The following is a 26758-nucleotide window of genomic DNA, read 5'->3' as shown; positions in this document are numbered from 1 at the left end:
GTTAGTATCCTAAAGCCAGCCATAACACAGAGCGGGGAAATGCTACCTGCGATCCGCTCACCGTTTTGGCAACAATGATGTTTAACTGTGTAAGACTAATAGTGTCCACGTTTGCCATCGAGACGGAGGCAACCCCGGCAGTAAATGATGTTAGCGGGGTAGCCAGAGCCAAAGCCACCCTGGTTGGGAACGCTGTCGGGTAGTTTACGGTTGCCTGTGAGTTATCCGTAACTAAACCCCACTGCATAATAAATATCTGTTTCCCGCCATCAATGATTAACGGGATTTTGATATAGCCTGCCGGGCCAAGCAGGCCAGTCCCTACACCTGACTGCACAATATCCGTCAGACCAAGATAGGCGAGAAGTCCGGCAATGTTCTTACCCGCCAGAGCAGTAAGTGTTGAATCCAGAGGCTGCTTTCCCGCCAGCGCATTCATCACAGTGGTGGCAAAGTTCGGATCGTTACCCAGCGCCGCAGCCAGTTCATTCAGCGTATCCAGCGCTGCCGGGGATGATGCTACCAGCGCCGCGATGGCTGATTTAACAAATGCCGTGGTGGCAACCTGGGTGTTGTTCACCGTCTGTGACGCAGTAGGTGCCGTTGGCGTTCCGGTAAGGGCCGGGCTCGCAAGTGGTGCTTTCAGCGCCAGCGCGTTATTAATGGTGGTGCTGAAATTGGGGTCATTGCTGATTGCTGCTGAAATTTCTTTCAGAGTGTCCAGTGTAGCGGGCGCACCACCAACCAGGGCAACCAGCGCCGCCTGCACAAAAGCAGTGTTAGCAAGCTGAGTGGTATTGTTACCTGCCGCCGCTGTCGGTGCTTTCGGCGTGCCGGTGAACGTCGGGCTTGCCTTTGGCGCATACTGCGTATGGGGATCAGCTGCAGCAATATGCGCCGCCATCAGGTCATCCACGTACACCTTAAGCTCAAGCACCTTGTCATCGACATACTTGCGGGTTGCCAGAACTACCGAAGGGTCAATTTTCAGGGTGATATTATCGGTACTGCTGGTAATCAGCACCACGCGCACGGTCTGTGTGCGACCGCTCCCCTCCGCCAGCTGCGGCTTGTAGCTCTCCGGGCAGTTGCCCACAGCAATCAGCGCGCCGGTTTCATCGAACAGACCGACCTCACGAATCCACCAACCGCCCTCGGTTTCGGGGATCACCTGTTCAGCAATAATCTGGCTGCTGTTCTGCGGATCGATATACAGCATGTTGAGGTCAGCGCGGCGCTTTTCGGCAACCAGCTTTGTCTGTTGAGCGTTTGGTGTTGGCAGCACACCGCCACCATCCCCTACAGCCATCTGGGTAATTTTCAGTGGCACACCGAGCGCGGCGGAGCTTGCCAGTTTCGCCGCGCCGATATCCGTCAGCAGGGTATAAAATTTTGCGCTCATGGGTTCACTCTCATTGTGTCAATAACATGGACGGCACCGCCTTCATAAGCGCTGCCGCCAGAAATAATGGTGTCGTTGATATACGGGTAAATCGTGATTTCTTCGCCGGTGTAGATGACTGCGCCGACGAAATACGGCCCGCCGGTCTGCAGGTTGATGGACATGCCGATCAGATGACGGCTGCAGGGCTTGGCGTCACTGATGAGGCGCTCCAACTCCAGATAGGTTTCTTCCGTGATGCCCTGGTCCTGCACGCCGATATCCAGGCGGAACGTGCCTGGCTGTTCACCGGTCTGCCACCATTCGATAATGCGGATCAGGAAGCCGAACGGCTCCACTACCCGACGCACCGCGCTGGTTGTCCCTTTGTGCTGATGGATATAGAACGCATCCTGCACCACCCGGCGCTTAACGCTTTCCGTCCAGCTCTCGTCCCAGCGGTCCACAGAAAACGCCCACGCCAGATACGGCAGTAAACTGACCGGACAGGTTGCCGGGTTCCACAAATCGCGTAGCGGCACCTGCAGATCGGAAATCCCGCTGCAGGTCTGCGCCAGTCGGCGCTCAAGCGGTGTTGAGCCAGGCGGCAGCAAGCTATTCATCCGTGCCCCCGTTGGTCACATTCCACTGCGTGCAGGATGCAGCCTGCGTTTTGTCCAGCACCACATCATTCATCGGGGATGCCAGCTCCACACGCTGCACACCTTCGACATGTAGCGCAGCATAGATGGCACTGCGGCGGATATCGCGTCCGAGCCGTGTCTGGCTGGCGATGTATTTCTGCAGGCTGGCTTTTGCGGCCGCCATTACCGGCTCAGCCTCCGGTCCAGGATAGAGAAAGATGTTTGCTTCCACGCTGTACGGGATAATTTCGGCGCTACGGACCGTCAGACGATCCGCTACCGGTCGCACGCTCTCGTTGTTCAGCGCCTTTTCGACCACTGCCAGCAGGTCATTTTCTGCCGCACCATCACCCTCGCGGCTCAGTACAGTCAGAACCACTTCCGCCGGGGCCGGGCTGGTTGCACTGGCATCCGCCACGCGCCCGTCCGCACTTCTGGCGTGAAACTCATACGCCGCCGTCGGACCGGCTACCGACAGCCCCTCAAATGCAGCAGGCACACGTAGACGCAGAGCGTCGTCGCTTTCCATCACAGCAGCAACCGGTGGCACCGCGTCGTTATCGGCAGGCGTAACCGTCAGGCGGTTGACGTTGTAATTGGCGGCGAGTTGGTCCAGATCGCCACCGAGGGCATACGCCACCATGACTGCCTGCGCGGCCTCGTTGATACGCTGGCGCAAGAGTACCTCGCGGTACGTGCTTTCCTGCAGCTGTTTAGTGATGGGTTCAGACTCCAGCGCCAGCGTGCGCGTGACGGCAGCCTGCTCATCCGCCGGATACAGCGTCACAAAGGCGGCCTTGCGCTCGGCCAGCAGAGTCTCAAAATCCGGCACGTCCACAATCTGCGGCGCGGGGAGCTGTGAAAGGTCAATGACCGCCATTGTCTGCTCCTGTTGATACGGAAAGGGAAACCGGCGCGCCGTTGTTACGCAGCCCGGTAAGGTCAACCACCATGGAGCCGTCAAAATTGCTGCTGATGGTGATGGAGTCCAGCGTCAGGCGTGGCTCCCAGCGGCTCAGGGCCATATACACCGCCGACATGATCTGTAGGCGCAGCGCCGGGTTCTGCGGCTGGTCAATCAGGACGGACAGCAGGGAACCATACTCCCGGCGGGCAATGCGGCTGCCCTGCGGGGTAACAAGAATATCGCGTACCGACTGGCGAAGATGGTCCGTGTCCGTGATGGTCTTGCCGTTGCGCTGACTCATACCGATATACAGCGTCATACCGGGCCTCCCGACGTGTCGCCGCCTGATTTAACTTTGTTGTGCGCGTGGTCATCCACCACGATCCCGTTGGAACTCATCGGGCCGCCGCCCTGGGTGACTGCACCGTTGATCACAACGTTACTGTTGATGCGCGTGGTGTCGGCTTCTACGACAAACTGAGAGGTTTTGAGGGTGATATGGTCAGCCGCCTCAATCACCATGGATTTGATACCCCTGACGTGCCAGCGCCCGGTGGCGGGTTCATACTCAAACCAGCCCCCGTCCGGGTACTGCGTCACACACCCATCCATAGAATCCGACGGCGGTGCAAACTGGCTGGAGTAAATGGCAGGCAACGCAAACGCAGTTTCGAGATTGCCGCCCATGCTAATGACCACCACCTGCTCATCCGGCGATGGGCACCACCATGTGCGGGCACCACCGGCGCGCAGCGTCAGCCAGTTAATCCAGTTGGTTTCGAGCTCGCCAACCTTTACCCGGCACAGCCAGTTCTCCCGGTCCACTACAGTCACGGTGCCGGTGCGGATCAGGTTGGTGATAAGGCGCATGATTTCTGTGAGTTGTGCATTCATGAATTTATGATGTCAACGCTTCTTATCTGTTGTAAGCTGAATCCATTGTTTACTCACTCACACAAATCATCGAGAAATGGATATCTACTTAATAATCAAAAGTTCTATATCATTGTTCTTGCTGATTTCGATATTCTGTATATTCAATCATCGTTTCAGAGGTGATTTAGCAAATATATTTAGATATGAAGCCAAAGAGAAAAAAGGAGATGAAAGTGAAGAAAATAGTGAGTCTGCTGCTGATAGAATTCAGTTCTTTTGCCAGCGATTAGTTTTCGCCTCACTTACCACACTCCTATTATTAAAAGGTTTAATTGAGTTAGCCGATAGCCTCTCAATTTTAAAAGACACAACCAACCATTTTGTAACGCATTTAAAAGGAATTAAAACATTAAGTTATGTTGCAAATGCCTTAGCAATATCATGTGGATTTCAATTAGCGTTTATGCTTATTACCAAAGGTCCAGATGAAGCAATAGAACCTATAATGCTAGGTATTGCTTCGGTTATTTTACTAATGCTTTCCGCGGTAGAACCTCAAAAGTGGAGTGTTGATAACTCTCTCTCAGTAGCCGTGCTGATAGGATGCATTGGGGCTTTATTTTATCTTTCAAAAAAACTCAACAAATAAAAATATCAAACTCGCCAAAAACAATCCCCGAGGAGACAGTCATGGATAACTTTAGAATAAGTCCAAATTTACAACCTGATACAATGTTATGGCGCTACATGTCCTTAGATAAATTTATAGATTTACTTTCTACTGGAGAACTTTATTTTACCCCTGTAAGTTCATATATAAACTCAGATCCCTTCGAAGGACTTTTGCCTAAAGTTGCTCAAAGTGCAATGGCTGGCATATTCAAAGATAGTGTTGAAGATTTCAATGAAGCGATTAAACCACTAAAGATAATGGTCAACGCCAGTAATGTTAGCCAAGGCCCTAATCAAGAAAATGCACGACGTGATTTAGAAATACTCAATGAAAAAATAAACGCATATCTTCCAATGATGGAGAAAGTTTATTTTGCTATAATGAAATCCGTGACTGTTAACTGCTGGCATAAAAATGAAACCGAATCAGAAGGTATGTGGCGCTTATATTCCGATTTAAATAAAGGCATAGCAATACAAACCAACTTAGCAAAACTCACAGAATCAATTATCTCAGACAATTACATTGTTATAAGCGAAGTCAAATATATAGACTACTTAGATCCAAATCTCACACCTCAAGACTGTATTGTTAATGGCAATTTTGGCCCTTACTTAAAGAGACTGTCTTTTGCACACGAAAATGAAGTTAGAATGACAATATCACCGCCATTTGATCATAAGAACGTTGAAAGCCACAAACCAATTGGAGTTAGAGTAAAGATTGACCCTCTAAAGTTAATAGAAAAAATTTATATTTCACCTTATGTTTCCCAACCATTTCCAAATGCCGTAAACTCTATTGCAGAAAAATTCGGCCTTAATAAAGATATCATTGAAACCTCAAAGTTATTGCAAGTAGATAAATCATTGATGAGCCTTTATTGAAATTACACTATTAAGGTATTAATGAATCCAACAATATATCTTGCATGGCATTATTTAGAGCTTTATTTTTACCTATTAAACGACGTTGCGCATACCGAATTTGAGGTCCTTTGTGACTAACCCGATCGCGCAATCCATAATGATGCACCCGCGCAATGCGCTGCACCTTCCCCACAAACTGCACGCTGGCAGAATCCGCGCTGGCTGCAGTTTTCAGGTATTTCGCCGTGCGTAGTTTGGAGAACATCTGCCGCTTAATGCGTCCCTTTTTAGTCCGGGCAGTGACCTTTCGCGGATCGTATCCGCTGCCGTCAGGGTTGCGCTGCAGGCGGATGTTCTGCTGCTGATTCCGGCGCAGCTCCTGCGCCAGCTCCCGCATCATGCGCTTGCGTGCCGCTGGCTCCAGATTTGCCAGCAGTGCTGCTAACCATTCATCGACCTTGTGCAGATTATCCACGTTTCACCGTCCACATTTCTTCTGGCTCGTAAGGTTCTGGCTCCGCCTCAACCGTCGAGATACCACCCTCGGTGCTGACCAGCACGCGCTCCGTCAGCTGCAAGTTCAGGCTGATATCACACACGTCGTTGCGCAGAATATCTACCTCAAAGGTAAACAGCTTTTCACGCAGCTGCGGATTGTTGATGGCATCCGCCTGATTCGCTTTCAGCCACAGCAGGACCGGGGCCATCAGCAGGTTCTGGTCACCGCTGAAATCCTCGATCACCACGTTCAGGGTGTAACGATATTCCCACGACATCGATAGCGCACCGGTTGCCACCAGTGAGCCGTTATCCACGAACAGGTGCAGCTTGTCCGGATTATCGCGCACATAGGGCACCGCCTTATTCAGGGCGCTGCGTAGGGACTGCGGCTTGTTCACTGTTTCGCTCCTGGCACGCCACTATCGTGTCCACTTTGTCAGCGCAGACCGCCCAGGCGGCCTCGGTTTCATCCAGCATCGCGTTCAGGTCGCCGTTAGTGTCTGGCGCTGACGGGTTCAGACTGCACGGCGTCACTCTGGGACAGCCATTCACGGTAAGATACACCTCCGGTGAGGGCCGGACGTTCCCGCAGCCGGATAATGTCAGCAGGCAAAGGAGTGTCAGCCCAGCGGCGTAAATCTTCGTTCTCACGTTTCAGTTCCTCGATCCGGTGCTGCCGGTGACGCAACAGCGCGGCGGTCTTCTCCGCTGCAGCATAAAGCCGCATCTGCTCCCGGCTGTTGGTTTCGGTCAGAATGGACAGGCCGATCAGCTGGCTGTTTTTCTTCGCCAGTGCCTGGGCGCTGGTCGCCAGCTGTTCGCCCTGTGTATCGATGGTGTGGCGGGCGTTGTTCAGCCGCCACGACTGCCAGGCCAGCGCCGCCAGTACAACCACGAGCATGACCGCCAGCGTGCGCGTCATTCCCCAGCCCCTTTCAGGCACCAGACCATTTCCCGCGCGCGGCGGTTGTCCAGTCCCCGATTAAACACGCCTTTGACGTACACCCAGCGCGGCAGCTGGCGGCAGGCATCCGCCCAGCGCTTTTGATTGAGCAGTTTCACCAGCGTGGAGCTGCAGGCATTATTGCTGCCGACGTTGAAGGCGAACGACACCGCAGCGTCATAGACCTTTTGCGGTACGGATGGCACCACGCACTTCTCCAGCGCCCTCTCAACCTGCAGCACGTTAGTAATAAGTCCCTGCGCAGCCTGCCGTTCGGTGATGGTTTTGCCGGGCGTCACGCCGGACGTGTTGCCGATCCCGTCGGTCCAGACGCCCGCGCTGCACTGGTACGGCTGCAGGCGACAGCCTTCATAATCGGCAATCAGTTTCAGCCCTTCCACTGAGGTGTGGAGAGACTGAAAGCCGGGCAGCGTGGCGGCGATAGCCAGCACCGCTCCGACCAGGCAGCGCTTAATGATTGAAGGATTCATATTCCCCCCGCGAGATTTTGCCGCCGCGCAGCAATTTGAAAGACTGGTGTTTGTAGTACCAGTTGATCGCCAGCATCAGCACACCAATGAGCACGCCGCCGACCGTGGAGGCATCCTTGAGCGACAGGTCACCCAACCAGGCCAGCAGCACGGCGATGCAGTAAGTGATAAAGGCGCTGACTCTCTCAAGCGTCATGATTCAGTCCCATAGCTGGACGGTCTGCGCGGTGGTCGATGCCGGGAGATTCGGCAGTTCCACCTGCAGCCCGTGCGGTAAAAAGGGGCCGTGTTCAGCCAGCCCTGGATTGGCACGTAATACCTGCTCTGTGACACCCTGCGTGCGCCCGTAGTGACGCCAGCACAGGGCATCCACCGTGTCATACTGGTGCGCACGCACTTTCATCAGATAAGCTCCACCGTGCAGTGCGGCGCATCCTGCACCCGGCTGATGGCCCAGCGGGCATCACGCCACAGGTCGCCGCTGGCCTCCGCCAGCTCTTCCCCGCGCTTCACGCCGGACGCCGTGGCGTCATAGTCCTGATAGCGTTCGTTGAGCACGGCGCGCGCCCAGCAATAGACGGCGTTGTGATAGTGCTGGATACGCTCGTTTTTGCCGTCGAGTACGTCCGCCGGTACGTCAGCCAGTGCCTGAAAGCCGAGCATTCGCTGGCGGTTGCGGAAGTCGAACAGCTCGGCGTTCACTTCGGAAATAGCGGTCAGCAGCACCTGCTTTAAGCGCGGCTGCGTCACCGTGCCATCAGTGCGCATCACGCTGCGAAACTCCGACAGATCCGCGTCCGGCCAGAACGGCGTATTTTTGATGACCTCCGCCTGTTCCGGTGCCGGTTCGGGCGCAACAAACTTCATGCGGTGTTCTCCTGAATAAGTGGGCGGTGGACGGGATTTTGATGAGGCCATGCCTGTCGCCATCCCGTGCCGCCCGTGCGCGGGGCACGTTCCGTCAGCGGTCGTTGCGCAGTCTGCGCTCCAGCCGCTCTTTGTCTTTCTTCACACCGCAGCGGGAATCCAGCTGGAGCGCATGAGTGAGGTGATTCAGGGCCGATGCCGGATGACTATCGCTTAGCACCGCGCCGATGGCCTTGTGCAGGCGCGCCCGTGACTGGTCCGGCATATCCTGCCCGGTGGTCAGGTCCAGCGCCTGCAGCAGAAGATCCGCATCAAATGGGGCTGCCGCCAGCATCGCGCTTTGCGCCGCGTCGGCCATTTCCTCGGCCAGCACGGTCTGCACGTTGCGGTTACCGAGCGGCATCACCCAGCCATGGCGCAGAGCATGTCGTCCTATTTCCAGCGCACCGTCATAGTCACCGGCGTCGATACGCCACAACATCACGTACATCAGGACGTCATCCTGCTGCGCGCCTCCGGCCGCCAGCACGCCGTCCGCCCAGGTGGAATATTTCGGCAGCAGCTCCACCTTGATTTGCGCCTTTTTCACCGTGGACTGGATGCCCTTAAGGCGGCGGCGATCTTCTGCCAGCTGCAACAGCATCAGGTCATAGCCCGAGGCATGGCGAACACTGCCGCCCTCGCGGGCGGCCTGTTCAGCCTGAATGCGCAGGCGGTGCTGCCGTGCGGGACTCAGGCTCATGGGTTACTCCCCGGTGTCCGGTGCAGCTGGCGCGCTGAAATCACCGATTTCGATGTTTTCCACCAGAGCCGCGCAGCGGTAATCCTCAACCACATAGGCCTCGTTTACCGATTCGAAGTTTTCGATGCGGTCACGTTTCGGGTTGTCGATAACCGAGCGGCGGCGGGTGTCTTCCTGCCAATAGATGGACAAGTTATCCAGGCGGGTGATCAGCACGGCGTTCGCCGGGAAGTAAGGCGCGCGCACGGCCTGCAGGCCGCCCATGCGTTTCTGGCTGATGATCAGATCGGCGGCGATTTTCTCGCTGTTCTCCTGCTCTTTGTTGACCAGCGGGAAATACTTGTCAGACAGAAGCTCGCGGCCGCAGACCACAACCAGCTCATCATCGTCCTGGAAAATCGGATCGATAAGCTCGTTGACCGCATCCATCACTAGCGCGTCGAGGTTGGCGTAAAGACCACCCTTCCCAACTTTCACCGGTTCAACGGTCACGGTGCCATCGTCTGCGGTTTTAGTGCCCAGCACGTTGTCCGGCGCGTCTTCGCGGATTTTCTGCAGCCAGCCCTTGTTCACGTCCTGCAGCAGCACGTTCTCGCCACGGTTGGAGGTTTTGGCGCGCTTCACGCCGTTGAAGCCGATCATGATGCGGTCCAGCGCCTGGCGCTTCACGATGGCGTTGCGGATACGCACCTGGAAGTCCTGAAACTTAGCCCACAGGTCCAGCTTCGCGTAGGTCAGCACCGTGTCGAAGTTGGTCTGCTCGCATTTGTATTCCACGTCGGCCATCAGCGTCGGATCAGTCGGTTCGCGCTCTTTGGTGGTGGTGTCCGTCGTTCCAGCAATGGTGCTGCCGACGCCCAGGCCAAGCAGTTGGCCGGACTGTTCAGCTACGCCCATTACGTTAACCAGCGTCAGAAACGCGGCGGACTGCTGGATCTCATCTTCCAGCGTCTGGGATACCGACGGCTCGACGGTGAACTTGCTGGCAAGCTCGGTCACGGCCACACCGTTCAGGCGCGCCAGCTGCTGCAGGTAGGCATTAAAGGCAAAGCGGGTTTTCTGTTTCATGTGTTGGTTTGCTCCTCAGCAATTGGTCACGGTGCCTGCCGGTGCGTCACCGCCCGGCGCACGCTGGCGGTAATCCTTGCGGCTGTCTTCGCGGTTGAGCCTTTGCTCCAGTTCGGCAAAGGCGGCCTGCTGCTCCTGCAGGGAAGATTCCAGCGCGGACAGACGTTCGCCATTTTCAGAAAGGGATTTCGCGGTGCGCTCGCTCAGGTTCTGCTGCTCGGTGGCGACCAGTTCCACGGCCTGATGCACGTCAGAGAAACGCACATCGTCGGTCTGCTCTTTTTTGGTAAACAGTGCGGAGACACGGGCAAACAGGGAGGGTTTGTCGTCCTGGATTTCTTCCAGCTCGATCAGCGTTTCTTCAGCGGCAGAAAACAGGTTGTCCGGTTTCTGCTTACGGTTCGCCAGCGGGTTGTGGGCAGCACTGGCGCTGAACGCCAGCATTTCCGTGCCGAGGCTCGCCGGATCGTCGGTTGCGGCCAGACCAACAAGATAGGCTTTGCCGGTGTCGGCAAATTTCGGGCTGACCTCCATGGAGGTGAACAGTTTCTGGCCTTTTTTGACGAGTTCCACCAGGGAGCTGGTCGGCTCCACATCGGCGTACAGCGCCATTTTTCCTGCCAGCGGTCCGTCCTTGATTTCTTCGGCAACCAGCGCCGTCACCTGGCCGTAGCGGTTAAAGGCGCTGTCCGGGGAGTAAGACTTGATGTGCTCAAGGTTAATCAGCGCGGTGTAGACCGTCGGGTTGTAGCTCGCCGCCATCTGTTCCAGCCATTCACGCTGGATTTCGCGTCCGTCGGTGGTGGCACCTTCCACCCCGATGCGGAAACGCTTTGCTTTCACTGTCATGAGCCGTGCTCCGTTAGAAAACTGTCTGGAGCCTTATGGTTGCGGGGATGGGGGGAGTGAGACAACGCGCGGCGCTTGTGCCTTTCGCCATACAAAACGAAGCCGAAGAAAGAGGTCAGTCAAGGCCGTAGGCTTGTGCCATGGATATGACACTGACCCCCGCAGACCTCGATCCCCGTCGGCAGGCCATGCTGCTGTACTTCCAGGGATACCGCGTAGCCCGCATTGCTGAAATGCTGGGCGAGAAAGTTGCAACCGTTCACAGCTGGAAGAAGCGCGACAAATGGGGCGAGTACGGTCCTCTGGATCAGATGCAGCTCACCACCGCCGCGCGCTACTGCCAGCTCATCATGAAGGAGCAGAAAGAAGGGAAAGACTTCAAGGAGATTGACCTGCTGGCGCGCCAGTCAGAGCGCCACGCCCGGATCGGCAAATTCAACGACGGCGGCAACGAAGCCGACCTCAACCCCAACGTTGCTAACCGCAACAAAGGCCCGCGTAAGCCACCGGAAAAGAACCTGTTTACCGACGAGCAGATCGAGAAACTGCAGGAGGTCTTCCACGAGTCGATGTTTGCCTACCAGCGCCACTGGTGGGAGGCAGGCAACCGGCATCGTATCCGCAACCTGCTCAAGTCACGCCAGATTGGGGCGACCTTCTTCTTTGCCCGCGAGGCGCTGATTGACGCCATCACCACCGGGCGAAACCAGATTTTCCTCTCCGCCAGCAAGGCGCAGGCGCACGTCTTCAAGCAGTACATCATCGACTTTGCCAAAGAGGTCGATGTGGAGCTGAAAGGCGACCCGATGACGCTCAGCAACGGCGCGTGTCTGTACTTTCTCGGCACCAACGCCCGCACGGCGCAGAGCTACCACGGCAACCTGTACCTGGATGAATATTTCTGGATACCGAAATTCCAGGAGCTGCGCAAGGTCGCCTCCGGGATGGCCATCCACAAAAAATGGCGACAGACCTACTTCTCCACGCCGTCCAGCCTGACCCACAGCGCGTATCCGTTCTGGTCCGGTGCGCTGTTTAACCGGGGCCGCGCGAAAGCGGACAAGGTGGATATCGACCTGACTCACGGCAGCCTGGCCCCCGGCCTGCTCTGCCCGGACGGGCAATACCGCCAGATTGTCACCGTGGAAGACGCGGTGCGCGGCGGGTGTAACCTGTTCGATATCGACCAGCTGCGCATGGAGTACAGCCCGGACGAGTACCAGAACCTGCTGATGTGTGAGTTTATCGATGATCTGGCGTCCGTGTTTCCGCTCAGCGAGTTGCAGGCGTGCATGGTAGACAGCTGGGAAGTCTGGTCAGATTTTCACGCGCTGGCGTTGCGTCCGTTTGGCTGGCGCGAAGTGTGGATCGGCTACGACCCTGCGAAGGGCACCCAGAACGGTGACAGCGCGGGCTGCGTGGTCATGGCTCCGCCAACGGTGCCGGGAGGCAAGTTCCGCATTCTGGAGCGTCACCAGTGGCGCGGCATGGACTTCCGCGCCCAGGCCGACGCCATCAAAAAGCTGACGCAGCAGTACAACGTGACCTATATCGGCATCGACTCCACCGGCGTCGGCCACGGTGTGTATGAGAATGTGAAGGCGTTCTTCCCTGCCGTTCGCGAGTTCGTTTACAACCCCAACGTCAAAAACGCCCTAGTGCTCAAGGCGTACGACATTATCAGCCACCGCCGCCTGGAGTTCGACGCCGGGCACACCGACATCGCGCAGTCCTTTATGGCAATCCGCCGCACCACCACCGCCAGCGGCAACCGCCCAACCTACGAAGCCAGCCGCAGTGAAGAAGCCAGCCATGCCGATCTGGCGTGGGCGACGATGCACGCGCTGTTTAACGAACCGCTGCAGGGCGAATCCGCCAATACCAGCAATATTGTGGAGATTTTTTGATGGGCAAGAGCAAGAAAAACCGTGCCGCAGCCGCGCAAAGCGTTCAGCACAGCGGCGCGACAAGAGCAGAAGCCTTCAGCTTTGGCGACCCGATCCCAGTACTGGACCGCCGCGAGCTGCTGGATTACGTGGAATGCGTGCAGATGGACCGCTGGTATGAGCCGCCGGTCAGTTTTGACGGACTCGCGCGCACCTACCGCGCCGCCGTACACCACAGCTCGCCGATTGCCGTGAAGCGCAACATTCTGACCAGCACCTTTATCCCGCATCCACTGCTGAGCCAGCAGGCGTTCAGCCGTTTTGTGCAGGACTATCTTGTGTTTGGTAACGCCTATCTGGAGAAACGCACCAACCGGCTCGGCGGCATTCTTTCACTGGAGCCATCGCTGGCGAAATACACCCGTCGCGGTGTGGATCTGGATACTTACTGGTTTGTGCAGTACGGCATGACCACGCAGCCGTATGAATTCACCAGAGGCAGTATCTTTCACCTGATGGAGCCGGATCTTAACCAGGAGATTTACGGCCTGCCGGAATACCTTTCCGCTATCCCTTCCGCCCTGCTGAACGAGTCAGCCACGCTGTTCCGTCGCAAGTATTACATCAACGGCAGCCATGCGGGTTTTATCATGTACATGACCGACGCCGCGCAGAATCAGGAGGACGTGAACAATATCCGTCAGGCCATGAAAAGCGCCAAAGGGCCGGGCAACTTCCGCAACCTATTTATGTATTCTCCCAACGGCAAAAAGGACGGGATTCAAATTATCCCGCTGTCAGAGGTAGCGGCAAAGGATGAGTTTTTGAACATCAAGAACGTGAGCCGGGACGACATGATGGCAGCGCACCGCGTTCCGCCACAGATGATGGGTATCATGCCGAGTAATGTAGGGGGGTTTGGGGACGTTGAGAAGGCAAGTAAGGTTTTTGTAAGGAACGAACTGATGCCATTACAGAAACGGCTGCAGGGGCTGAATGACTGGATTGGGGAGGAGGTACTCCGCTTTGAGCCTTATACCTTGGACATTCAGAGCGAATGATAAAAAACAATCGACATTAAAAAAGAGGGGCATAAGCCCCTTTTACATTAAGCACGCAAAATAATTTGCTGCTGAACCTGGATAGGCTGCAATGTCTGATATTTTTGCCTTATCAGGTTATATAAATCAGGCATTTCCTCAGCTGATAAAGTTACAATAAGAACATAAGGCAATTCATCTAACTCATCCACATCAACAGGCATCCCGCAATCGCGACCATAATAAGCGATGTCAAAGCAAGGATTAGTTAACTCACCTTCTTTAAAGGTATGTTCGCTTCTTAGCGTCGTCTCCCATTTATGGGCATCAATGCGCTGCTCATTTTCATCAGCATAAACATTTTTCAGGTTGAAAAGAGGGAACGTGAGTCCATCACTATCCGATATGCCCTTACGCATAGTCACTTCCAATCCACTTCTGGTGTAGTTTAAAGGATGCTCAGCATCTACTGGACTTGAGAAGCAGAATGTTGCCCTCAAATTCACACGACCTTTCATCAGAATTTCGGGAACAGGAATAAGCGCTCGCATGTGTTGGGATGGCTTCAGTTTTCCCTGATAGATAACTTTTACCTCATCATCCCCGCAGAATATCACTTCACTCAACTCATGAGGGAAACGACCCCAACCTACCTCGTGACGGTTAAGTTTTTTACATTCAGCGTGATGTATAAGGAGTGCCTTAGCAGTCAGAGGCGTGATGTTATATTGCAGCGATGAACTTAACGCTATCGCCTGTCGCAATACCAACGGTGCTGAAAAACTCGTTCCGGCAGTGCTGGCAAGCCCATTCAGCATTGGACTGTATACCTGAAAAGGTTCATCCTCATTCCCACCAAATGCGACCCCATCTGGTTTTACAAAACCGGGGCTTCGTCCTGGCCCAATGCAACTGTAGGAGCACCGCTCCCAGTCTTCAGATAAAGATGTCGCCGCACCGACAGACAACCCATTAACCAAGTCTGCTGGAGGCTGGATTCTGTTTAATTGAGCAGGGAGATGACCATCATTGCCTACTGCAATAGTGCAAAGCGTTTCACCAGTTGCAAGAATTTCCTCTAGCGTAGAAGTCCACACATGAACATCATCATCATCAACTGGTAATCTTGGCCCCAAACTTAAATTCACATAATCATAATGATTTTGTTCTAAAACACTTTTAATTCGAATCAAAACATCAAAGAGATCAACATCCGTATTATTAACATTCGAATCCAAAACACGGTAATGATCTATATTGCAAAAGGGCACCATCAATTTCTCGGTGTCCGCACCCAGAACGCCAAACAGAACTGTGGACGTTACATCCTGCCCGTGAGAAAGCAGCTTAGCACTTGTGGCAGAGTTGCCATTAAAGGTGTACTCAGTAACCCATGGGCTGAAATCATCCACACCTAGACCGCCGTCGAATATAGCTACCTTTAAATGTGGATTCACAGCCCCCTCAGTAGGCAAACTAAGATGCGAAGTTTGTGCCACAGAGCGCGCTATAACTGGTTCGCTTAATCTTAATTCAGGAAGCTCTCTAAGCGTTCTAAGGAAAGAAAACTCAGCCAATTTTAAAGCAACATCTTTACTTGCCTTAATTGGCATAAAGGTTAAGCCTTTAACCTTTATACTTCTTGCTGTATCAATGACAGCACCGTTTTGCAAAGCGAAGGATTCAAAAGTATCAATTACGTTTGAGGTGTTTTCTGGAGTATGAAGCGCCACCTCAATATTCATCATTTCATGATTATTGATTGATTTTACTTTATCAGACACTTCAAGCATTGAAATGCTTTCCAGCGTAATAAAGTCATCCTGCTGTCCTTTCGTTAGCGCATCTTTATTGACAGCATCAAGGAATTGCTGAAAGCTTTCCTGCTTACCAGAAACATAAATACAGGCCGTTGTATATTCATCTTTCCGGCCTTTCTTTTTGATATCCTTTCTAGGCTTAATTTTAATAGCTTTACTACCGATACTACCAAGAGAAAATCTATCCAGCAGTCCTACAGGGAAATAGCTTTTAGCTAGAAATGTTGGATGCAGTACAAATTTTGCCACAGCCTTGCCCTCAGGCATTGCTGAAAGCGGGATTTTATTGATTTCAGCAATTAACTCACTCAACTGCTCGGAAATAACAGGTTTATTTTCAGAGTAGGTATAAGGTTTATTTTTACCACCGCCACCCCGATTCAATTTTATTGAACCAGTAAGAGTTTCCCCATATCCGAGCAACATATTCTTGTCATTCATTTCCTTCGTCCTCTGTCTTCACAAATTTACTGACCTGAGTTCTAGGTATGCCTAGGTCGCGTGAAATTTTCCTTTGCGCAACATTTTCAGCTAACATTGTTCTAATAACATCTTCAATAGACTCCCCTTCTAATAACTCATCAATCAACGATGAACTTAAAGGAGAGTTTTCTATAATAGAATTACGCTTAGCCTGATTGATAGCTCTTTCAATTACAGCATAAGATACCTTATCCAATCTGGCCGAAATATACCCAGCCAAATCATCGCCAATATCTTTAGATATTAAATATTTTTGAATTAGATCTTTTGTTGGATAGTCAAAATCAATCACCCTATCAAATCGTCTCCATGCAGCAGGATCGAGTAATTCTGAATGGTTTGTAGCAGCAATTAGTACAGAGGTATTAGGCCACTCATCAATAGCTTGTAAAAGCACAGTAACTAATCGCTTGAGTTCTCCTACATCCGTTGCATCATCTCTTTTTTTAGCAATTGCATCAAATTCATCAAGTAACAGCACACATGGAAATGACGAAGCATAGTTAAGAACCGCTTTTATGTTATTTCCCGTTTTACCTAAATAGCTGCTCATTACACTCGCAAGATCCAGTGTAAGAAGCGGCATATCAAGCTTACTAGCCAGCCATTTTGCAGCTAACGTCTTTCCAACTCCCGGAGGCCCCCCCATAAGAAGAGACCTGGAAGGGTGAAGCCCCTCCTTATAAAGACGTTCTTTCATTTCCCATTCGATCACAAATCGATTTAATTGCACATCAGTTTTGCTTGGCCAAACAGGTTCTACATCAATAACCACAGGATAAGTTTCAACTAACAACTTTTGCCTACTGTCAGCATCAACTGGAGCTGCTTTAGGTATCAGAGGCTGGGCGCGCTCAACAGCGACAGCACCGCTGGTATGCAGAAGCAGGCTTTCAAGTTTGTTCGCTAACTCAGGAGATTCTTTCTTGAGTTTTTTTGCCATAACTCTCAGTCGCATGAGAAGACTTTCTCTCTTCCCTGCAAGTGCATCACTGACTACATCAATGAGCATTTCATTCGTCACATTAATCATTCAACCACCTTTACGGCAAACACCAACCACAATGAAAACAATCATACACCAATAATGCTAAATAGCAGCCACAACATACCCAAAAAACCGAATAATTGAACCAGTTTGACCAAAAACCGAACCACATCACAGATGCATCGAGAATGGTTTGAAAATTGCCCTCAATTATTACCACCACCGCGCGCTCGTATCCCCGCCACGCCTGCCCGCTTTGTGTAGTGGTTTTCATGCAGGTGCATGACAGGCCGGAAAGCGCACCAGTTCTGGCGGCTCCGACCCGTTGCGATCCTTTTTGGATCATGCGAATCCATGCACCATAGACATGCACTGCGTTCTCAAACCGCAGGATGCCGTATGGGAGGGAGTTTCCCATGGTGCGGAATCACTAATGCGTACTTTCATCTTGCCTCACTCCATACTCATTCAGCCTGGTAACCAGGTCGCTCGTCAGCTCCGAAAGCCACGAAATCGCAACCTCCTTGTCGTCATCGCTACAATCTGAGCTGGCAACCAGCCGGGCCATAAGTTCTATCCGCTGCAGTGCAAGTGACTCCATGAACAAATCGTTCACAACTCCCTCCCAATATTACTGTTTATATATACAGTACATCATATGATTTTAAAGCTGAAATAGTTTTTTACTCAGCTAACTCTTTGATTAATAGATATGCTATTTCTCTGAGCCGTCAGTACCACTGACGCCATTTGTCATCCTCCTGTAGGCGCTGGTTCCGGTAGAACAGGCGCAGCCCGGCTCCAGATGGCAGGCTGCCGCCACGCAGAAGCAGATCCACTTCCGTTTCACTGGCGTCAAAGCCTCTGGACAGCAACTCCACATCGAGCTGTAGCCGTTGGTGTTCCGTAATTTCCTGTTTGTAGCCTTTTCGGCGCTTCGGTTTAACCAGCCGCAGCCTTGCCGTCAGCTCGCGCAGTTCCTTTTTGCTCATGTTTTCGAAGTCCGGCAGCGCTGCAGGTTCTTCGCTGCCCGGTAGTTCGCCCCCTGTCTGGTACGTTTTATCAACAGGGGGACAGTTATTGCCACGAGTCCAAGGGGCGCGAGCGCCCTGGTCGGCTGTCGCCTCCTGAACTTCAACGGCCTTACGAACCATTTTCCACTTCATCGCGTGCGTGCAGATCCGGCCCTCAACAATCGGGGACCAGATACCATAGATGCGGATGCCGTGATCGCCGTAGGTGCCCGGCTCGTCGTTAAGCTCGTATGCGGTTCGGATAAGGTGGTTTTTGCGGGGAACCAGTACGCCGCCCTGCTTCATGATGTAGGTGGCAAAACAGCCCACATCAGCGGCGGCCAGTACCGCATCCAGTCGCGCATTTTCCAGCACCGGCGCACCGGTTTTTTTATCGCCCTGCGCTTTCGCGGCCTGTCCGGCCAGCAAACGGAGCTCGCGATAAGCCTGACGTCCTGGAATACCGAAGAAGCGGAATTGCTGAACGCGGTGCAGGGATGCCCAGGCGCTAACGTGCTCGGCGCTGTCGCGCAGTGATTTGCCGGTTTCTTTGCTAATCTCTTTCGCCAGTCCGCGCCCGTCGATGTTCTTGCTGATGTATTTGGCGATATAGCTGGTCGGCGTGCCTTTACGTGGGTTGATAAGCTCAGATTTGAAGCGCGGGCCGGTGTTGTTGCCCAGCTCGGCGCGGTCTTCACGAATGGCGAATTTACGCAGCAGTGCAGTAAGGGTGCGACGGTCTTTTTTGCGCATGAAGCACAGCATGTGCCAGTGCACGGTGCCGTCGTGATGCGGCTCAGCAACGCGCACGCCATACCAGCGCAGCCCGGCTTTGTGCATGGCTTTGCGGAATGCGGCGAAGGTATCGACCAGATAGTCACTGCTCTGCCGGACCGTTTCGCTTGTCCACTTCGGATTGGGCCTGCCGTTGTTAAGGGTGGCGTGGAAACGTGACGGACAGGTGATGGTATAGAACACGGCGCAGTCGCCGCGCATTTCTGCGATCAGCTCCAGGCCTTTCACGCACGCCATCATTTCATTGCGCCGGTGCGCCGGGTTGCTGCTGCTGGCGTTCACCACGTCTTCCATATCCAGCGTGTCACCGTCGGCATTCACCAGCTCGTGCGACTGGAAAAACTCCAGCGATTTGCGCCGCTGCTCGCGTTTGTGGATCACGGCTTCATAGCTGACATATGGGGACGCTTTCTTGTTGACCAGGCAAACAGCACGCAGCTGTTCCTCCCGCCACTCGCAACGCGTCTGCCACAGCTTGCGATACCACCAGTCGGCACACAGCATTCGCGCCAGCGAACCCGGAATAAGGTCATAGGGCACTGGCTTGCGACGGCGTTTCTTGCGGCGCAGCTGTTCAAAGGCAGGTGGGATCACATCAAGGCGCATTGCTTCATCGGCCACCTTTTCCCATGACTGGTGGATTTGTTCCGGCTTCACATTATCAGTCACAAACAGATCGCTGCAGGCGGCATCGAGACACATGCTCATATGTGCCGCAACCAGTGTAGACAGGCGCTTGACCTGCTCCTGATTCATTTCGGGCAGAATCAGCAGCCCCTCCAGTCCTTCATGGCTCGCCATAAACCGGAAAGAGGCAGACACCTGACTTTCACGCACGCGTTCCAGTCGATCAAGGCACGGCCTGATTGTTTCACGCAGATAGCGGGAATAAGCCTTCGCCCTTCCCAGCCCCTGGAAGAATTTAATTCTTTCCAGCAGTGGTTTGCTGACGTGGGCGGGTTCGGCGCTAACGTTAGCCAGAATGACCAGATCGGGATTAAAGCGCTGCTGCTCACGGGCCATTTTGGCACGGCTGATGAGTTGGTCCTGTTCAAGTTCACGTTGAACAGGATCGCGGGACTCATTGAAGAAATAGCGTTCCCAGACCTCATCACTCAGGGCCTCGCGGCGCAGTTGTTCCTGCTCGCTATCCGCAGCGTAAAGAGTGATCAGGCTTGAAAGCGCAGACACCGGCGCAACATCCGCCGGGTCCAGATAGGGGTTTACTGCTTTTTTCGGGGCGTTCCATGGGAAAGCCCCGGCGGCCTCATTCAGGCCGCCTTTGTCGTTTGTTAATTCAGACATCACTGACAGTCTCCGAAGCTCACAGCGCGCCTCGGGTGTAGTGCTTCCCTTTCAACTCTGCGATTTCCTGGCATGTGACGCAGCACTGCACGCCTGGAATGGCTTGTCTGCGAGCCGCAGGGATTGGCGTATCACAGTCGATACAAAGAACGCGGGCAACGCCCGGCTTTCTATTTCGGGCGTTGTGAATATGGCGCTGCAGATTTTCTTCGACGCGCTGCTGTACGAGATCCATGGAATCAGCCATCAGTGCCAGTCCCCGCGTGATTCAGCTTCATAACGGGTAACTTCACGGCGTAGCAATTCCGCCGCCTCAATTCCGGTCATTTCCTTCTGGAGGATATGGAGCGCCAGTGCCTCCATGCGGATAGAAACGGCAAAGGCACAGCTTTTACGCTCATCCAGACGAGTCTCGTTAAACAGCTGGAATAAACCGGCATCATCTGGACCGGTTTTAGTGGTACGGGTTTCACTATTTCGCATCATCATTTCTCCTGAATTTGGGCAAAAGAATGCCCGGCGGGTTTACGCCATTAATTTCTGTTTTGGGTTAATTCGGCATGGTTAGCCGTTTAGGAAATAAGCTCACCACTGCACGAAAATGATTCATTGCTTTAATCAGCTCCCGCGTTTCGTCAGTGGTCAGCTCATTAATATTGACGCTGTGACGTTCTGCCGGAATTTTTGCCATGAAGAATATGGCGGCCAGTGCCCTCTCATTCTGTTTGTGGTTAATGTCGCGTGGATCGCGCATATCATTAATAAACCGTTCCAGCTCGTGCTCAATATTCAGGCCAAACACTTTTGCTCTCAGCTCCGCAATATGGTTCAGCCCATTCAGGCGCTGACCGGTACTCAGCGGAACAGTCGCAGCAGGACCTTCAATAGCCATGGTTTCCCCTGTTGAATAGTGGACAGGTCGGCCAAAAGTGCATCCTGCGAGCGGCACGGATGCCAGCGCTTACCATCTTTCCCGATGATCCAACCATGGCCGCAGTGCATTGCCGGGCTTTGCTTAACGAGAAGAGACGCAAATGAAGGTTCATTGTTCAGCATAAACACCTCAGCTCAGCCCAAACGAGGAGCCAACGCCCGTTACGGTATCGACGACACTTGCCATTGCGGGGTTAGCCTGTAAACGCGCCTGCAGTGAAATAGCAGTTAAAGCCATCAGACGAGTAACAGAGTTGACGCTTTCGACAACCTGACGGCGGGTGGTCGCATTTAGCTGAACTCCAGAAACCGCACTTGCAGCGACACGGCCGATCTCGGCGGTAGCTTTCAGGACATACTGGGGCACTTTCTCCCGCGCGACTTCATTGGTTGGTACGCATGGCAAGCAATGGATCTGCGCAAGAAAACCATCAACCAGCGTTGAGTCTTCGGTGAGATCAGTGAGTAGCCATATATCTGGCGCTGTGAGCTGGTGTGGTTGTTCAGGGTTAAGCTTGTTACGCAGGGTCTGAACGTTCATACCTGCACGTTCAGCCAGCTTCGCCATATTGTGGCGCAGCGCGAAAGCACGGCAGGCCTCATTGAAATGGGGATGTTTTGATATGCGATAGTCAAACATAGTCAGTTGCTCCGTGAAGTCTCAAAATGGAACTAATTGATAGTCACGTTGCAATCTGAGAGTGCATCAACGGTTAAAGCAACGATATTAATCATTACCTTTTCACGCTTCTTATCTTTGCGCAGGCGGTGACGAGGCAACCGACCATCTGCAAGCATGTCGTTAATGGTGTCAACAGGTAGCCCAGTAAGCTCGCTATAGCGTTCAATTGTGACGTGCGGTGTGTTCAGAGTGATTGAAATATTAGGGGTCATGATGCAACATCTCCTATTGGCTTGTGGTGAGCCGTTTGTAATCGTGACAAGTCCCCAAATGGGAACAGAACTGATACTAGGATCGCATAAGAGATATGTCAACATCAAAGTACCCAAGTGAGACCAGGATAAATCCCAATCAGGGTGGCAAAGCTGCGATTGAACGATTGGTAGAGGCGTATGGTTTTACAACACGACAGGCATTAGCCGATCACCTAGATGTCTCAAAAAGCACTTTGGCTAACCGGTATATGCGGGACACGTTCCCTGCTGACTGGATAATCCAATGCGCCCTCGAAACTGGTGTATCTCTCAATTGGTTAACCACCGGGCAGGGTCTAAAGCAAAGCTCGAAAACAGCGACTACTGAAGAGCTGGCGCGGTTTTCTTTCACTGCTGGCAAAATGGTTGAAGATGGTTCTTGCGTTTTTGACACATCATTTCTTCCCACCAATCTTTCATCTCCCATGGTTGTTCGCGATGGCCGTACCACATATATCTGTGATCAAAACTTCACGGAAGTGTTAGATGGGCACTGGTTGATCAATATTGATGGGACCTATTCCGTTAGACTGATTACAAGGCTGCCGAAAGGCATGATTAAAGTTTCTACTGCAGAAAATAGTTTTGAGTGTGCTTTTTCAGATATAGAAGTTATTGCATGTATAAGAAGCACAACAGTTTCACACTGATTAGGTAAAAGGATTTAGAAATGGATTTGTTTCTTGTTGTAGTTTTGCTGTTGGCCTTACTCGCCCCCATCCTTACTGTTATTTTGCTCAAGAAGAGCAAACAACATAAGACAGAGATCGAGGCACTTAATCATCAAAAGATAGTTCTTTCGAATGAATTAAGTGAAAGCCAAGAACATTTAGCGAACGCTATAAGAGAGCACTCAGAGCTGGAAGGAAGAGCTGCTCCTTTGTGGCAATATGAAGAACTGCATAGTGCCGTTCTGGATGCAGAAAAGACGATAAAAACAGCAGACTCGATTGCTAAAAGCACAGTGAATGAAGCACAACTTTTAGCATCCAACATCGTTTTTGAAGCAAATAACCAAGCCCGACTAACGATAAGTAATGCAAATAACGAAGCAGTTGTAATAACTAAAGATGCTCGCGATGCTCGTTTAAAAGCCAAGGAACGATTGGATAGCGCCAATAGTAGGGCCGATGAGCTAATCTCCAATGCTAATGATAATGCAATGAAAATAGTCGCTGATGCAGAGATTAGAGCAAAAGAAATCGCCGGCTCTGCTTATGAAGCAAAAGAATTTGCAGAAACCTATCAAGCTGTAGCCAAGTCAATGAAAAATAAAATTGAAGGGTACGGTGATGAATGGATTGTTCCAAACCGAAGCGTCCTGGATGAACTTGCAGAGAATTATGAATTTACTGATGCAGGCAGAGAGCTACAAAAAGCCAGAGAGTTAACAAAATCTCTAATCAAAACGAGCAAAGCGGCAAGTTGTGATTATGTCGAACCTAATAGACGTAATACTGCGATAAAATTTGTATTAGATGCGTTCAATGGCAAAGTTGATAGTACACTTTCTAAAATCAAACATAACAATTACGGTAAACTTTCCCAGGAAATTAAAGACGCATTTCAGCTTGTGAATTATAACGGCTCAGCTTTTAGGTCGGCAAAGATTACTGATATATTCTTACAAGCCCGACTCAACGAACTGAAATGGGGCGTTGCAGTTAATGAAATTATGCTCGAAGAAAAAGAAGAACAAAGGCGCATCAAAGAGCAGTTGCGCGAAGAAGAAAAAGCACGTCGAGAATACGAAAGAGCGATAAAAGAAGCCGAGAAAGAAGAGAAAACAATTCAGCAGGCTATAGACAAGGCTACTAAAGAGCTGATGCTTGCAGGTGAAGAGCAACGACTCGCCCTTGAGCAGAAACTGGCTGAATTACAAATTAAATTCGAAGAGGCTGAGGCCAAAAACCAGCGTGCTATTTCAATGGCTCAACAAACACGCTCAGGTCATGTCTATGTAATTAGTAACATAGGCTCGTTCGGCGAAAATGTTTATAAAATTGGCATGACGCGACGCCTCGAACCTCTAGACCGTGTTCGTGAACTTGGTGATGCCAGTGTTCCATTCGCCTTTGATGTACATGCAATGATCTACAGTGATGATGCACCATCATTAGAGAATCACTTGCATAAAGTATTTAATGAAAAACAGGTTAACAAGGTTAATTCTCGGAAAGAATTCTTTAATGTCGGAATTAAAGATATTAAATCAACTGTAGCCAATTTGAATATCGATGCACATTGGACGATGTTTGCAGATGCCAAAGAATATAGAGAGTCTCTCGCAATTGAGAATGAACGCTCAGCCGCGCAGGTTGCAAACGAAGAACTCGTTGTTGCCTGACATAGGTGATTTCACGTAATCATACATTGACCACTGTTTGTATATACAGTTAAATTTAGCCCTCAGACATGAGGGCTTTTTTATGGCAGTACGAAAACTCGACTCAGGAAAATGGATTTGCGAATGCTACCCCGCCGGGCGTAATGGGCGTCGTGTGCGTAAGCAGTTTGCCACCAAAGGCGAAGCTCTGGCTTTTGAGCGTCACACGATGGATGAGGCAGAAGCTAAGCCTTGGCTGGGTGAATCGGTAGACCGTCGAACTCTGAAAGACGTTGTTGAACTCTGGTTCAAACTGCATGGCAAATCCCTTACCGCTGGCGAGCATGTTTACGACAAGCTGGTCCTGATGGTAGCTGCACTCGGAAACCCTCTTGCTACTGATCTCAGCTCGAAATTGTTCGCGCATTATCGTGACAAACGCCTGACGGGTGAAATCTATTTCAGTGAGAAATGGAAGAAAGGTGCCAGCCCGGTAACTATTAACCTTGAGCAAAGCTATCTCAGCGGAGTTTTTAGCGAACTGGCCCGTCTCGGCGAATGGACAGCACCGAACCCGCTAGAGAACATGCGCAAGTTCACCATTGCCGAGAAGGAAATGGCCTGGCTGACGCATAAACAGATCACCGAGCTTTTGTACGACTGCCAACGCCAAAGTGCCCTCCTCGCTCTGGTCGTTAAGATCTGCCTGAGTACCGGCGCGCGCTGGCGTGAAGCGGTGAACCTCACCCGCTCACAGGTTACAAAGTATCGAATCACGTTTGTCAGAACGAAAGGCAAGAAGAACCGCAGTATTCCAATTAGCAAAGAACTGTACGAGGAAATAATTGCCCTGGACGGCTTCAAGTTCTTTACTGACTGCTACTTCCAGTTTCTATCCGTGATGGAGAAAACCTCCATCGTCCTTCCGCGTGGCCAGCTCACCCACGTTCTGCGCCATACGTTCGCAGCACACTTTATGATGTCCGGTGGAAACATCCTTGCCCTGCAGAAAATCCTGGGCCATCACGACATAAAAATGACCATGCGCTATGCTCACCTGGCACCTGACCACCTTGAAACCGCTTTACGCTTCAATCCCTTGGCAACCCTTAAGGCCAGTGATGTGCTAAGCATATGAAAAAACAATTCTTATTGAAATTAATTTTCAATTTAAAAACACACAACTAACTGTTACATTTACGCTATCAATAATAGTGATCAAACAAAGTTTTAAATGGAACTGGACCATCGATTTATGAAAAAAGTTCTTGCCTACTTTTATGAACGTCCCGTGTTCGCTGCATTAAGTACATTCAGTATTTATTTATTGATAGTATTTTTATTAACAGCTTTCTTTCCTTGGTTAAGCATTCATATACTACCAAATACCTTCGCCGGCCTTTATAATAAACAATTCTGGGAAGGGGTTTTAGTCAACCTAAACTCATCAGTAGTTGACTTTTTTGTGTTTGGGGTAATCTTATTCTATTTCCACAAAAAGGGAGAGAGCAATTCGATTATATCCTCGATGCTTAATGAATTAAGTGACATTGCTAAGTACGACGACATCCAGCTAAATTTAAGGAAAGTCGGAATATTAAAAAGGCTGTCATCACTTGGTCATGATATATATACACTACATCGAATCGCAATTGGAGGCGCTGGCGTTGAAATTCGTGATGTTAAGATAAGAAAATCGGATTTTACTGCTTTGAATGCGAAAAAAGTATATATAAACACACTTTCTGTAATTGAAACTTCGTTAAGGTCATCAGACTTTTCAGAAAGCAAAATTAGAAACGCAAGGTTTGACTCTTGTAACTTTAGAAATACTAATTTTGAAAAAACGATATCTGTGGGTAATAAATTCAATAATTGTGATTTTAAAAATGCAAACTTCAAAAACAGTAACTTTAAAAGTTCTATTTTTGCAGGTTCGAGTTTTGAAGGTGTAAATTTTGAAGGTTGCAATTTAAGTCGTACTAACTTAAAAAACGCTACGAATATAGATATTACTGAACTATGTAAGGCGTCCGATCTACATTACATAATTGCGGAACAAAGCATAATTAGTCAAATTAAAACAATGAGGCCAGATGTAAAATTTTCCAAATGATATGAGGAAGTGGGGGAATTGAACCCCGTGGCTGAAGCAAGCTTCAGTTGACCAACATCTCCTCTGTCTTCTATTTGATGATAAAGCTCTCTGGATGTCAATAATGTTTCGATGATTAAGTAACGGATGAGACATACTTAACAGCTTCAAGAGTTAGTGCTTCCCCCCCCATTTGAAAATGGCGACAAAGTGGCGGCAGCGGTTGGCATTGCCCCATAATCGCCACTCCTTATCACCAACCTAACTCATTGATAGTATTGCAAGTCGTTGTTTTCACTAACCCGTTTACATAAATGGGTTTTTTGT

At 51.3% G+C, this 26758-nt stretch carries 34 protein-coding genes; 8 read left to right on the top strand and 26 right to left on the bottom strand.

The genetic code is table 11. From position 1 onward, the window contains the following. Nucleotide 1 precedes the first annotated feature (1 nt). From ACT9TW_RS12460 to ACT9TW_RS12440, 5 genes are read right to left on the bottom strand one after another with little or no spacing between them, the layout of a single operon-like run. Nucleotides 2-1402, bottom strand: coding sequence for a phage tail protein (locus tag ACT9TW_RS12460; RefSeq protein ID WP_446492539.1), 1401 nt, complete (start codon nt 1400-1402; stop codon nt 2-4). Then, the gene (locus ACT9TW_RS12455) at nt 1399-2004 is read right to left on the bottom strand and encodes a phage tail protein I (RefSeq protein ID WP_446492538.1); all 606 of its coding nucleotides are present in this window, start codon (nt 2002-2004) and stop codon (nt 1399-1401) included. Before ACT9TW_RS12455 ends, ACT9TW_RS12460 begins: the two co-directional genes overlap by 4 nt. Then, nucleotides 1997-2905 carry a baseplate assembly protein gene (locus ACT9TW_RS12450; RefSeq protein WP_446492537.1) on the bottom strand — a complete coding sequence of 303 codons (909 nt, stop codon included), beginning with the start codon at nt 2903-2905 and terminating at the stop codon, nt 1997-1999. The genes ACT9TW_RS12455 and ACT9TW_RS12450 overlap by 8 nt, the downstream gene beginning before the upstream one ends. After that, nucleotides 2892-3251 carry a GPW/gp25 family protein gene (locus ACT9TW_RS12445; RefSeq protein ID WP_446492536.1) on the bottom strand — a complete coding sequence of 120 codons (360 nt, stop codon included), beginning with the start codon at nt 3249-3251 and terminating at the stop codon, nt 2892-2894. The genes ACT9TW_RS12450 and ACT9TW_RS12445 overlap by 14 nt, the downstream gene beginning before the upstream one ends. Continuing rightward, nucleotides 3248-3826, bottom strand: coding sequence for a phage baseplate assembly protein V (locus tag ACT9TW_RS12440; RefSeq protein ID WP_446492535.1), 579 nt, complete (start codon nt 3824-3826; stop codon nt 3248-3250). The genes ACT9TW_RS12445 and ACT9TW_RS12440 overlap by 4 nt, the downstream gene beginning before the upstream one ends. Nucleotides 3827-3902: 76 nt before the next feature. On the opposite strand from ACT9TW_RS12440, the gene ACT9TW_RS12435 reads away from it, so the two are divergent. Together ACT9TW_RS12435 and ACT9TW_RS12430 are read left to right on the top strand one after the other, a co-directional pair. Continuing rightward, entirely contained in the window at nt 3903-4457 is a 555-nt protein-coding gene (locus ACT9TW_RS12435; protein ID WP_446492534.1) for a hypothetical protein, read from the top strand. Between the two features lie 41 nt (nt 4458-4498). Further along, nucleotides 4499-5368, top strand: coding sequence for a DUF2971 domain-containing protein (locus ACT9TW_RS12430; protein WP_446492533.1), 870 nt, complete (start codon nt 4499-4501; stop codon nt 5366-5368). A 10-nt stretch (nt 5369-5378) separates the two neighbouring features. Here ACT9TW_RS12430 and ACT9TW_RS12425 read toward each other — a convergent pair whose 3' ends face one another. The 11 genes from ACT9TW_RS12425 to ACT9TW_RS12375 all read right to left on the bottom strand — a co-directional run bounded on the left by ACT9TW_RS12425 (nt 5379) and on the right by ACT9TW_RS12375 (nt 10811). Next, entirely contained in the window at nt 5379-5825 is a 447-nt protein-coding gene (locus ACT9TW_RS12425; protein ID WP_446492532.1) for a phage virion morphogenesis protein, read from the bottom strand. After that, nucleotides 5818-6249, bottom strand: coding sequence for a phage tail protein (locus ACT9TW_RS12420; RefSeq protein WP_446492531.1), 432 nt, complete (start codon nt 6247-6249; stop codon nt 5818-5820). Before ACT9TW_RS12420 ends, ACT9TW_RS12425 begins: the two co-directional genes overlap by 8 nt. Then, nucleotides 6212-6460 (bottom strand): Rz1-like lysis system protein LysC, encoded by a 249-nt coding sequence (lysC, locus tag ACT9TW_RS12415; protein ID WP_446492711.1) that lies wholly within the window; start codon nt 6458-6460, stop codon nt 6212-6214. The genes ACT9TW_RS12420 and lysC overlap by 38 nt, the downstream gene beginning before the upstream one ends. Continuing rightward, nucleotides 6345-6773: an Rz-like lysis system protein LysB gene (lysB, locus tag ACT9TW_RS12410; protein WP_446492710.1), complete on the bottom strand. Its 429-nt coding sequence runs from the start codon at nt 6771-6773 to the stop codon at nt 6345-6347. The genes lysC and lysB overlap by 116 nt, the downstream gene beginning before the upstream one ends. Further along, a complete protein-coding gene (locus ACT9TW_RS12405) occupies nt 6770-7285 on the bottom strand; it encodes a lysozyme (RefSeq protein ID WP_446492530.1) in 516 nt (171 codons plus the stop codon). Before ACT9TW_RS12405 ends, lysB begins: the two co-directional genes overlap by 4 nt. Further along, entirely contained in the window at nt 7266-7481 is a 216-nt protein-coding gene (locus tag ACT9TW_RS12400; RefSeq protein ID WP_446492529.1) for an HP1 family phage holin, read from the bottom strand. Before ACT9TW_RS12400 ends, ACT9TW_RS12405 begins: the two co-directional genes overlap by 20 nt. A 3-nt stretch (nt 7482-7484) precedes the next feature. Continuing rightward, nucleotides 7485-7688: a tail protein X gene (locus tag ACT9TW_RS12395; protein WP_446492528.1), complete on the bottom strand. Its 204-nt coding sequence runs from the start codon at nt 7686-7688 to the stop codon at nt 7485-7487. After that, nucleotides 7688-8152 carry a head completion/stabilization protein gene (locus ACT9TW_RS12390; RefSeq protein WP_446492709.1) on the bottom strand — a complete coding sequence of 155 codons (465 nt, stop codon included), beginning with the start codon at nt 8150-8152 and terminating at the stop codon, nt 7688-7690. Before ACT9TW_RS12390 ends, ACT9TW_RS12395 begins: the two co-directional genes overlap by 1 nt. A gap of 94 nt (nt 8153-8246) precedes the next feature. Continuing rightward, complete coding sequence (locus tag ACT9TW_RS12385; protein WP_446492527.1) at nt 8247-8894, bottom strand: phage terminase small subunit; 648 nt, start codon at nt 8892-8894, stop codon at nt 8247-8249. A gap of 3 nt (nt 8895-8897) precedes the next feature. Continuing rightward, the gene (locus ACT9TW_RS12380) at nt 8898-9962 is read right to left on the bottom strand and encodes a phage major capsid protein, P2 family (RefSeq protein WP_446492526.1); all 1065 of its coding nucleotides are present in this window, start codon (nt 9960-9962) and stop codon (nt 8898-8900) included. Nucleotides 9963-9977: 15 nt separating this feature from the next. Continuing rightward, the gene (locus ACT9TW_RS12375; protein ID WP_446492525.1) at nt 9978-10811 is read right to left on the bottom strand and encodes a GPO family capsid scaffolding protein; all 834 of its coding nucleotides are present in this window, start codon (nt 10809-10811) and stop codon (nt 9978-9980) included. Nucleotides 10812-10951: 140 nt separating this feature from the next. Here ACT9TW_RS12375 and ACT9TW_RS12370 point away from each other — a divergent pair, with 140 nt between their 5' ends. Both ACT9TW_RS12370 and ACT9TW_RS12365 read left to right on the top strand, forming a co-directional pair. Further along, nucleotides 10952-12718, top strand: coding sequence for a terminase ATPase subunit family protein (locus ACT9TW_RS12370; protein WP_446492524.1), 1767 nt, complete (start codon nt 10952-10954; stop codon nt 12716-12718). Then, on the top strand, nt 12718-13758 hold the full coding sequence (locus ACT9TW_RS12365) for a phage portal protein (RefSeq protein WP_446492523.1): 1041 nt from the start codon (nt 12718-12720) through the stop codon (nt 13756-13758). The genes ACT9TW_RS12370 and ACT9TW_RS12365 overlap by 1 nt, the downstream gene beginning before the upstream one ends. Before the next feature lie 47 nt (nt 13759-13805). On the opposite strand, the gene ACT9TW_RS12360 is transcribed toward ACT9TW_RS12365, so the two are convergent. From ACT9TW_RS12360 to ACT9TW_RS12315, 10 genes are all read right to left on the bottom strand, one after another. Then, nucleotides 13806-15998: a S8 family peptidase gene (locus ACT9TW_RS12360; protein WP_446492522.1), complete on the bottom strand. Its 2193-nt coding sequence runs from the start codon at nt 15996-15998 to the stop codon at nt 13806-13808. Next, on the bottom strand, nt 15991-17073 hold the full coding sequence (locus ACT9TW_RS12355; protein WP_446492521.1) for an AAA family ATPase: 1083 nt from the start codon (nt 17071-17073) through the stop codon (nt 15991-15993). Before ACT9TW_RS12355 ends, ACT9TW_RS12360 begins: the two co-directional genes overlap by 8 nt. A 10-nt stretch (nt 17074-17083) precedes the next feature. Then, on the bottom strand, nt 17084-17374 hold the full coding sequence (locus tag ACT9TW_RS12350; protein ID WP_446492520.1) for a hypothetical protein: 291 nt from the start codon (nt 17372-17374) through the stop codon (nt 17084-17086). A 385-nt stretch (nt 17375-17759) separates the two neighbouring features. Then, complete coding sequence (locus tag ACT9TW_RS12345; protein ID WP_446492519.1) at nt 17760-20141, bottom strand: replication endonuclease; 2382 nt, start codon at nt 20139-20141, stop codon at nt 17760-17762. A gap of 19 nt (nt 20142-20160) precedes the next feature. After that, complete coding sequence (locus tag ACT9TW_RS12340) at nt 20161-20388, bottom strand: TraR/DksA family transcriptional regulator (protein WP_446492518.1); 228 nt, start codon at nt 20386-20388, stop codon at nt 20161-20163. After that, complete coding sequence (locus ACT9TW_RS12335; protein WP_224253545.1) at nt 20388-20624, bottom strand: DUF2732 family protein; 237 nt, start codon at nt 20622-20624, stop codon at nt 20388-20390. The genes ACT9TW_RS12340 and ACT9TW_RS12335 overlap by 1 nt, the downstream gene beginning before the upstream one ends. A 67-nt stretch (nt 20625-20691) precedes the next feature. After that, nucleotides 20692-21033 carry a DUF5347 domain-containing protein gene (locus ACT9TW_RS12330; protein WP_446492517.1) on the bottom strand — a complete coding sequence of 114 codons (342 nt, stop codon included), beginning with the start codon at nt 21031-21033 and terminating at the stop codon, nt 20692-20694. After that, entirely contained in the window at nt 20997-21197 is a 201-nt protein-coding gene (locus tag ACT9TW_RS12325) for a phage filamentation protein Fil family protein (RefSeq protein WP_446492516.1), read from the bottom strand. The genes ACT9TW_RS12330 and ACT9TW_RS12325 overlap by 37 nt, the downstream gene beginning before the upstream one ends. Nucleotides 21198-21204: 7 nt before the next feature. Beyond that, complete coding sequence (locus ACT9TW_RS12320; RefSeq protein ID WP_446492515.1) at nt 21205-21714, bottom strand: phage regulatory CII family protein; 510 nt, start codon at nt 21712-21714, stop codon at nt 21205-21207. A gap of 32 nt (nt 21715-21746) precedes the next feature. Further along, nucleotides 21747-21968, bottom strand: coding sequence for a hypothetical protein (locus tag ACT9TW_RS12315; RefSeq protein ID WP_012016743.1), 222 nt, complete (start codon nt 21966-21968; stop codon nt 21747-21749). Nucleotides 21969-22063: 95 nt separating this feature from the next. On the opposite strand from ACT9TW_RS12315, the gene ACT9TW_RS12310 reads away from it, so the two are divergent. The 4 genes from ACT9TW_RS12310 (at nt 22064) to ACT9TW_RS12295 (ending at nt 26452) form a co-directional block, all read left to right on the top strand. Continuing rightward, entirely contained in the window at nt 22064-22660 is a 597-nt protein-coding gene (locus tag ACT9TW_RS12310; protein WP_446492514.1) for a phage repressor protein CI, read from the top strand. A 20-nt stretch (nt 22661-22680) separates the two neighbouring features. Further along, entirely contained in the window at nt 22681-24357 is a 1677-nt protein-coding gene (locus ACT9TW_RS12305) for a DUF4041 domain-containing protein (RefSeq protein WP_446492513.1), read from the top strand. A gap of 82 nt (nt 24358-24439) precedes the next feature. Continuing rightward, complete coding sequence (locus ACT9TW_RS12300) at nt 24440-25474, top strand: phage integrase (protein WP_446492512.1); 1035 nt, start codon at nt 24440-24442, stop codon at nt 25472-25474. A 117-nt stretch (nt 25475-25591) separates the two neighbouring features. After that, nucleotides 25592-26452 carry a pentapeptide repeat-containing protein gene (locus ACT9TW_RS12295; RefSeq protein WP_446492511.1) on the top strand — a complete coding sequence of 287 codons (861 nt, stop codon included), beginning with the start codon at nt 25592-25594 and terminating at the stop codon, nt 26450-26452. Nucleotides 26453-26758: the final 306 nt, after the last annotated feature.

The organism is Enterobacter sp. C4G1, from assembly GCF_052886895.1.
This window is presented reverse-complemented; position numbering and strand designations above follow the sequence as displayed.

Excerpts from the sequence above, each read along its gene's own strand:
- ACT9TW_RS12460 (WP_446492539.1), bottom strand. The coding sequence starts at position 1,402 with ATGAGCGCAAAATTTTATACCCTGCTGACGGATATCGGCGCGGCGAAA.
- ACT9TW_RS12455 (WP_446492538.1), bottom strand. The coding sequence starts at position 2,004 with ATGAATAGCTTGCTGCCGCCTGGCTCAACACCGCTTGAGCGCCGACTG.
- ACT9TW_RS12450 (WP_446492537.1), bottom strand. The coding sequence starts at position 2,905 with ATGGCGGTCATTGACCTTTCACAGCTCCCCGCGCCGCAGATTGTGGAC.
- ACT9TW_RS12445 (WP_446492536.1), bottom strand. The coding sequence starts at position 3,251 with ATGACGCTGTATATCGGTATGAGTCAGCGCAACGGCAAGACCATCACG.
- ACT9TW_RS12440 (WP_446492535.1), bottom strand. The coding sequence starts at position 3,826 with ATGAATGCACAACTCACAGAAATCATGCGCCTTATCACCAACCTGATC.
- ACT9TW_RS12435 (WP_446492534.1), top strand. The coding sequence starts at position 3,903 with ATGGATATCTACTTAATAATCAAAAGTTCTATATCATTGTTCTTGCTG.
- ACT9TW_RS12430 (WP_446492533.1), top strand. The coding sequence starts at position 4,499 with ATGGATAACTTTAGAATAAGTCCAAATTTACAACCTGATACAATGTTA.
- lysB (WP_446492710.1), bottom strand. The coding sequence starts at position 6,773 with ATGACGCGCACGCTGGCGGTCATGCTCGTGGTTGTACTGGCGGCGCTG.
- ACT9TW_RS12405 (WP_446492530.1), bottom strand. The coding sequence starts at position 7,285 with ATGAATCCTTCAATCATTAAGCGCTGCCTGGTCGGAGCGGTGCTGGCT.
- ACT9TW_RS12400 (WP_446492529.1), bottom strand. The coding sequence starts at position 7,481 with ATGACGCTTGAGAGAGTCAGCGCCTTTATCACTTACTGCATCGCCGTG.
- ACT9TW_RS12395 (WP_446492528.1), bottom strand. The coding sequence starts at position 7,688 with ATGAAAGTGCGTGCGCACCAGTATGACACGGTGGATGCCCTGTGCTGG.
- ACT9TW_RS12390 (WP_446492709.1), bottom strand. The coding sequence starts at position 8,152 with ATGAAGTTTGTTGCGCCCGAACCGGCACCGGAACAGGCGGAGGTCATC.
- ACT9TW_RS12385 (WP_446492527.1), bottom strand. The coding sequence starts at position 8,894 with ATGAGCCTGAGTCCCGCACGGCAGCACCGCCTGCGCATTCAGGCTGAA.
- ACT9TW_RS12380 (WP_446492526.1), bottom strand. The coding sequence starts at position 9,962 with ATGAAACAGAAAACCCGCTTTGCCTTTAATGCCTACCTGCAGCAGCTG.
- ACT9TW_RS12375 (WP_446492525.1), bottom strand. The coding sequence starts at position 10,811 with ATGACAGTGAAAGCAAAGCGTTTCCGCATCGGGGTGGAAGGTGCCACC.
- ACT9TW_RS12370 (WP_446492524.1), top strand. The coding sequence starts at position 10,952 with ATGGATATGACACTGACCCCCGCAGACCTCGATCCCCGTCGGCAGGCC.
- ACT9TW_RS12365 (WP_446492523.1), top strand. The coding sequence starts at position 12,718 with ATGGGCAAGAGCAAGAAAAACCGTGCCGCAGCCGCGCAAAGCGTTCAG.
- ACT9TW_RS12360 (WP_446492522.1), bottom strand. The coding sequence starts at position 15,998 with ATGAATGACAAGAATATGTTGCTCGGATATGGGGAAACTCTTACTGGT.
- ACT9TW_RS12355 (WP_446492521.1), bottom strand. The coding sequence starts at position 17,073 with ATGATTAATGTGACGAATGAAATGCTCATTGATGTAGTCAGTGATGCA.
- ACT9TW_RS12350 (WP_446492520.1), bottom strand. The coding sequence starts at position 17,374 with ATGATCCAAAAAGGATCGCAACGGGTCGGAGCCGCCAGAACTGGTGCG.
- ACT9TW_RS12345 (WP_446492519.1), bottom strand. The coding sequence starts at position 20,141 with ATGTCTGAATTAACAAACGACAAAGGCGGCCTGAATGAGGCCGCCGGG.
- ACT9TW_RS12340 (WP_446492518.1), bottom strand. The coding sequence starts at position 20,388 with ATGGCTGATTCCATGGATCTCGTACAGCAGCGCGTCGAAGAAAATCTG.
- ACT9TW_RS12335 (WP_224253545.1), bottom strand. The coding sequence starts at position 20,624 with ATGCGAAATAGTGAAACCCGTACCACTAAAACCGGTCCAGATGATGCC.
- ACT9TW_RS12330 (WP_446492517.1), bottom strand. The coding sequence starts at position 21,033 with ATGGCTATTGAAGGTCCTGCTGCGACTGTTCCGCTGAGTACCGGTCAG.
- ACT9TW_RS12325 (WP_446492516.1), bottom strand. The coding sequence starts at position 21,197 with ATGCTGAACAATGAACCTTCATTTGCGTCTCTTCTCGTTAAGCAAAGC.
- ACT9TW_RS12320 (WP_446492515.1), bottom strand. The coding sequence starts at position 21,714 with ATGTTTGACTATCGCATATCAAAACATCCCCATTTCAATGAGGCCTGC.
- ACT9TW_RS12315 (WP_012016743.1), bottom strand. The coding sequence starts at position 21,968 with ATGACCCCTAATATTTCAATCACTCTGAACACACCGCACGTCACAATT.
- ACT9TW_RS12310 (WP_446492514.1), top strand. The coding sequence starts at position 22,064 with ATGTCAACATCAAAGTACCCAAGTGAGACCAGGATAAATCCCAATCAG.
- ACT9TW_RS12305 (WP_446492513.1), top strand. The coding sequence starts at position 22,681 with ATGGATTTGTTTCTTGTTGTAGTTTTGCTGTTGGCCTTACTCGCCCCC.
- ACT9TW_RS12300 (WP_446492512.1), top strand. The coding sequence starts at position 24,440 with ATGGCAGTACGAAAACTCGACTCAGGAAAATGGATTTGCGAATGCTAC.
- ACT9TW_RS12295 (WP_446492511.1), top strand. The coding sequence starts at position 25,592 with ATGAAAAAAGTTCTTGCCTACTTTTATGAACGTCCCGTGTTCGCTGCA.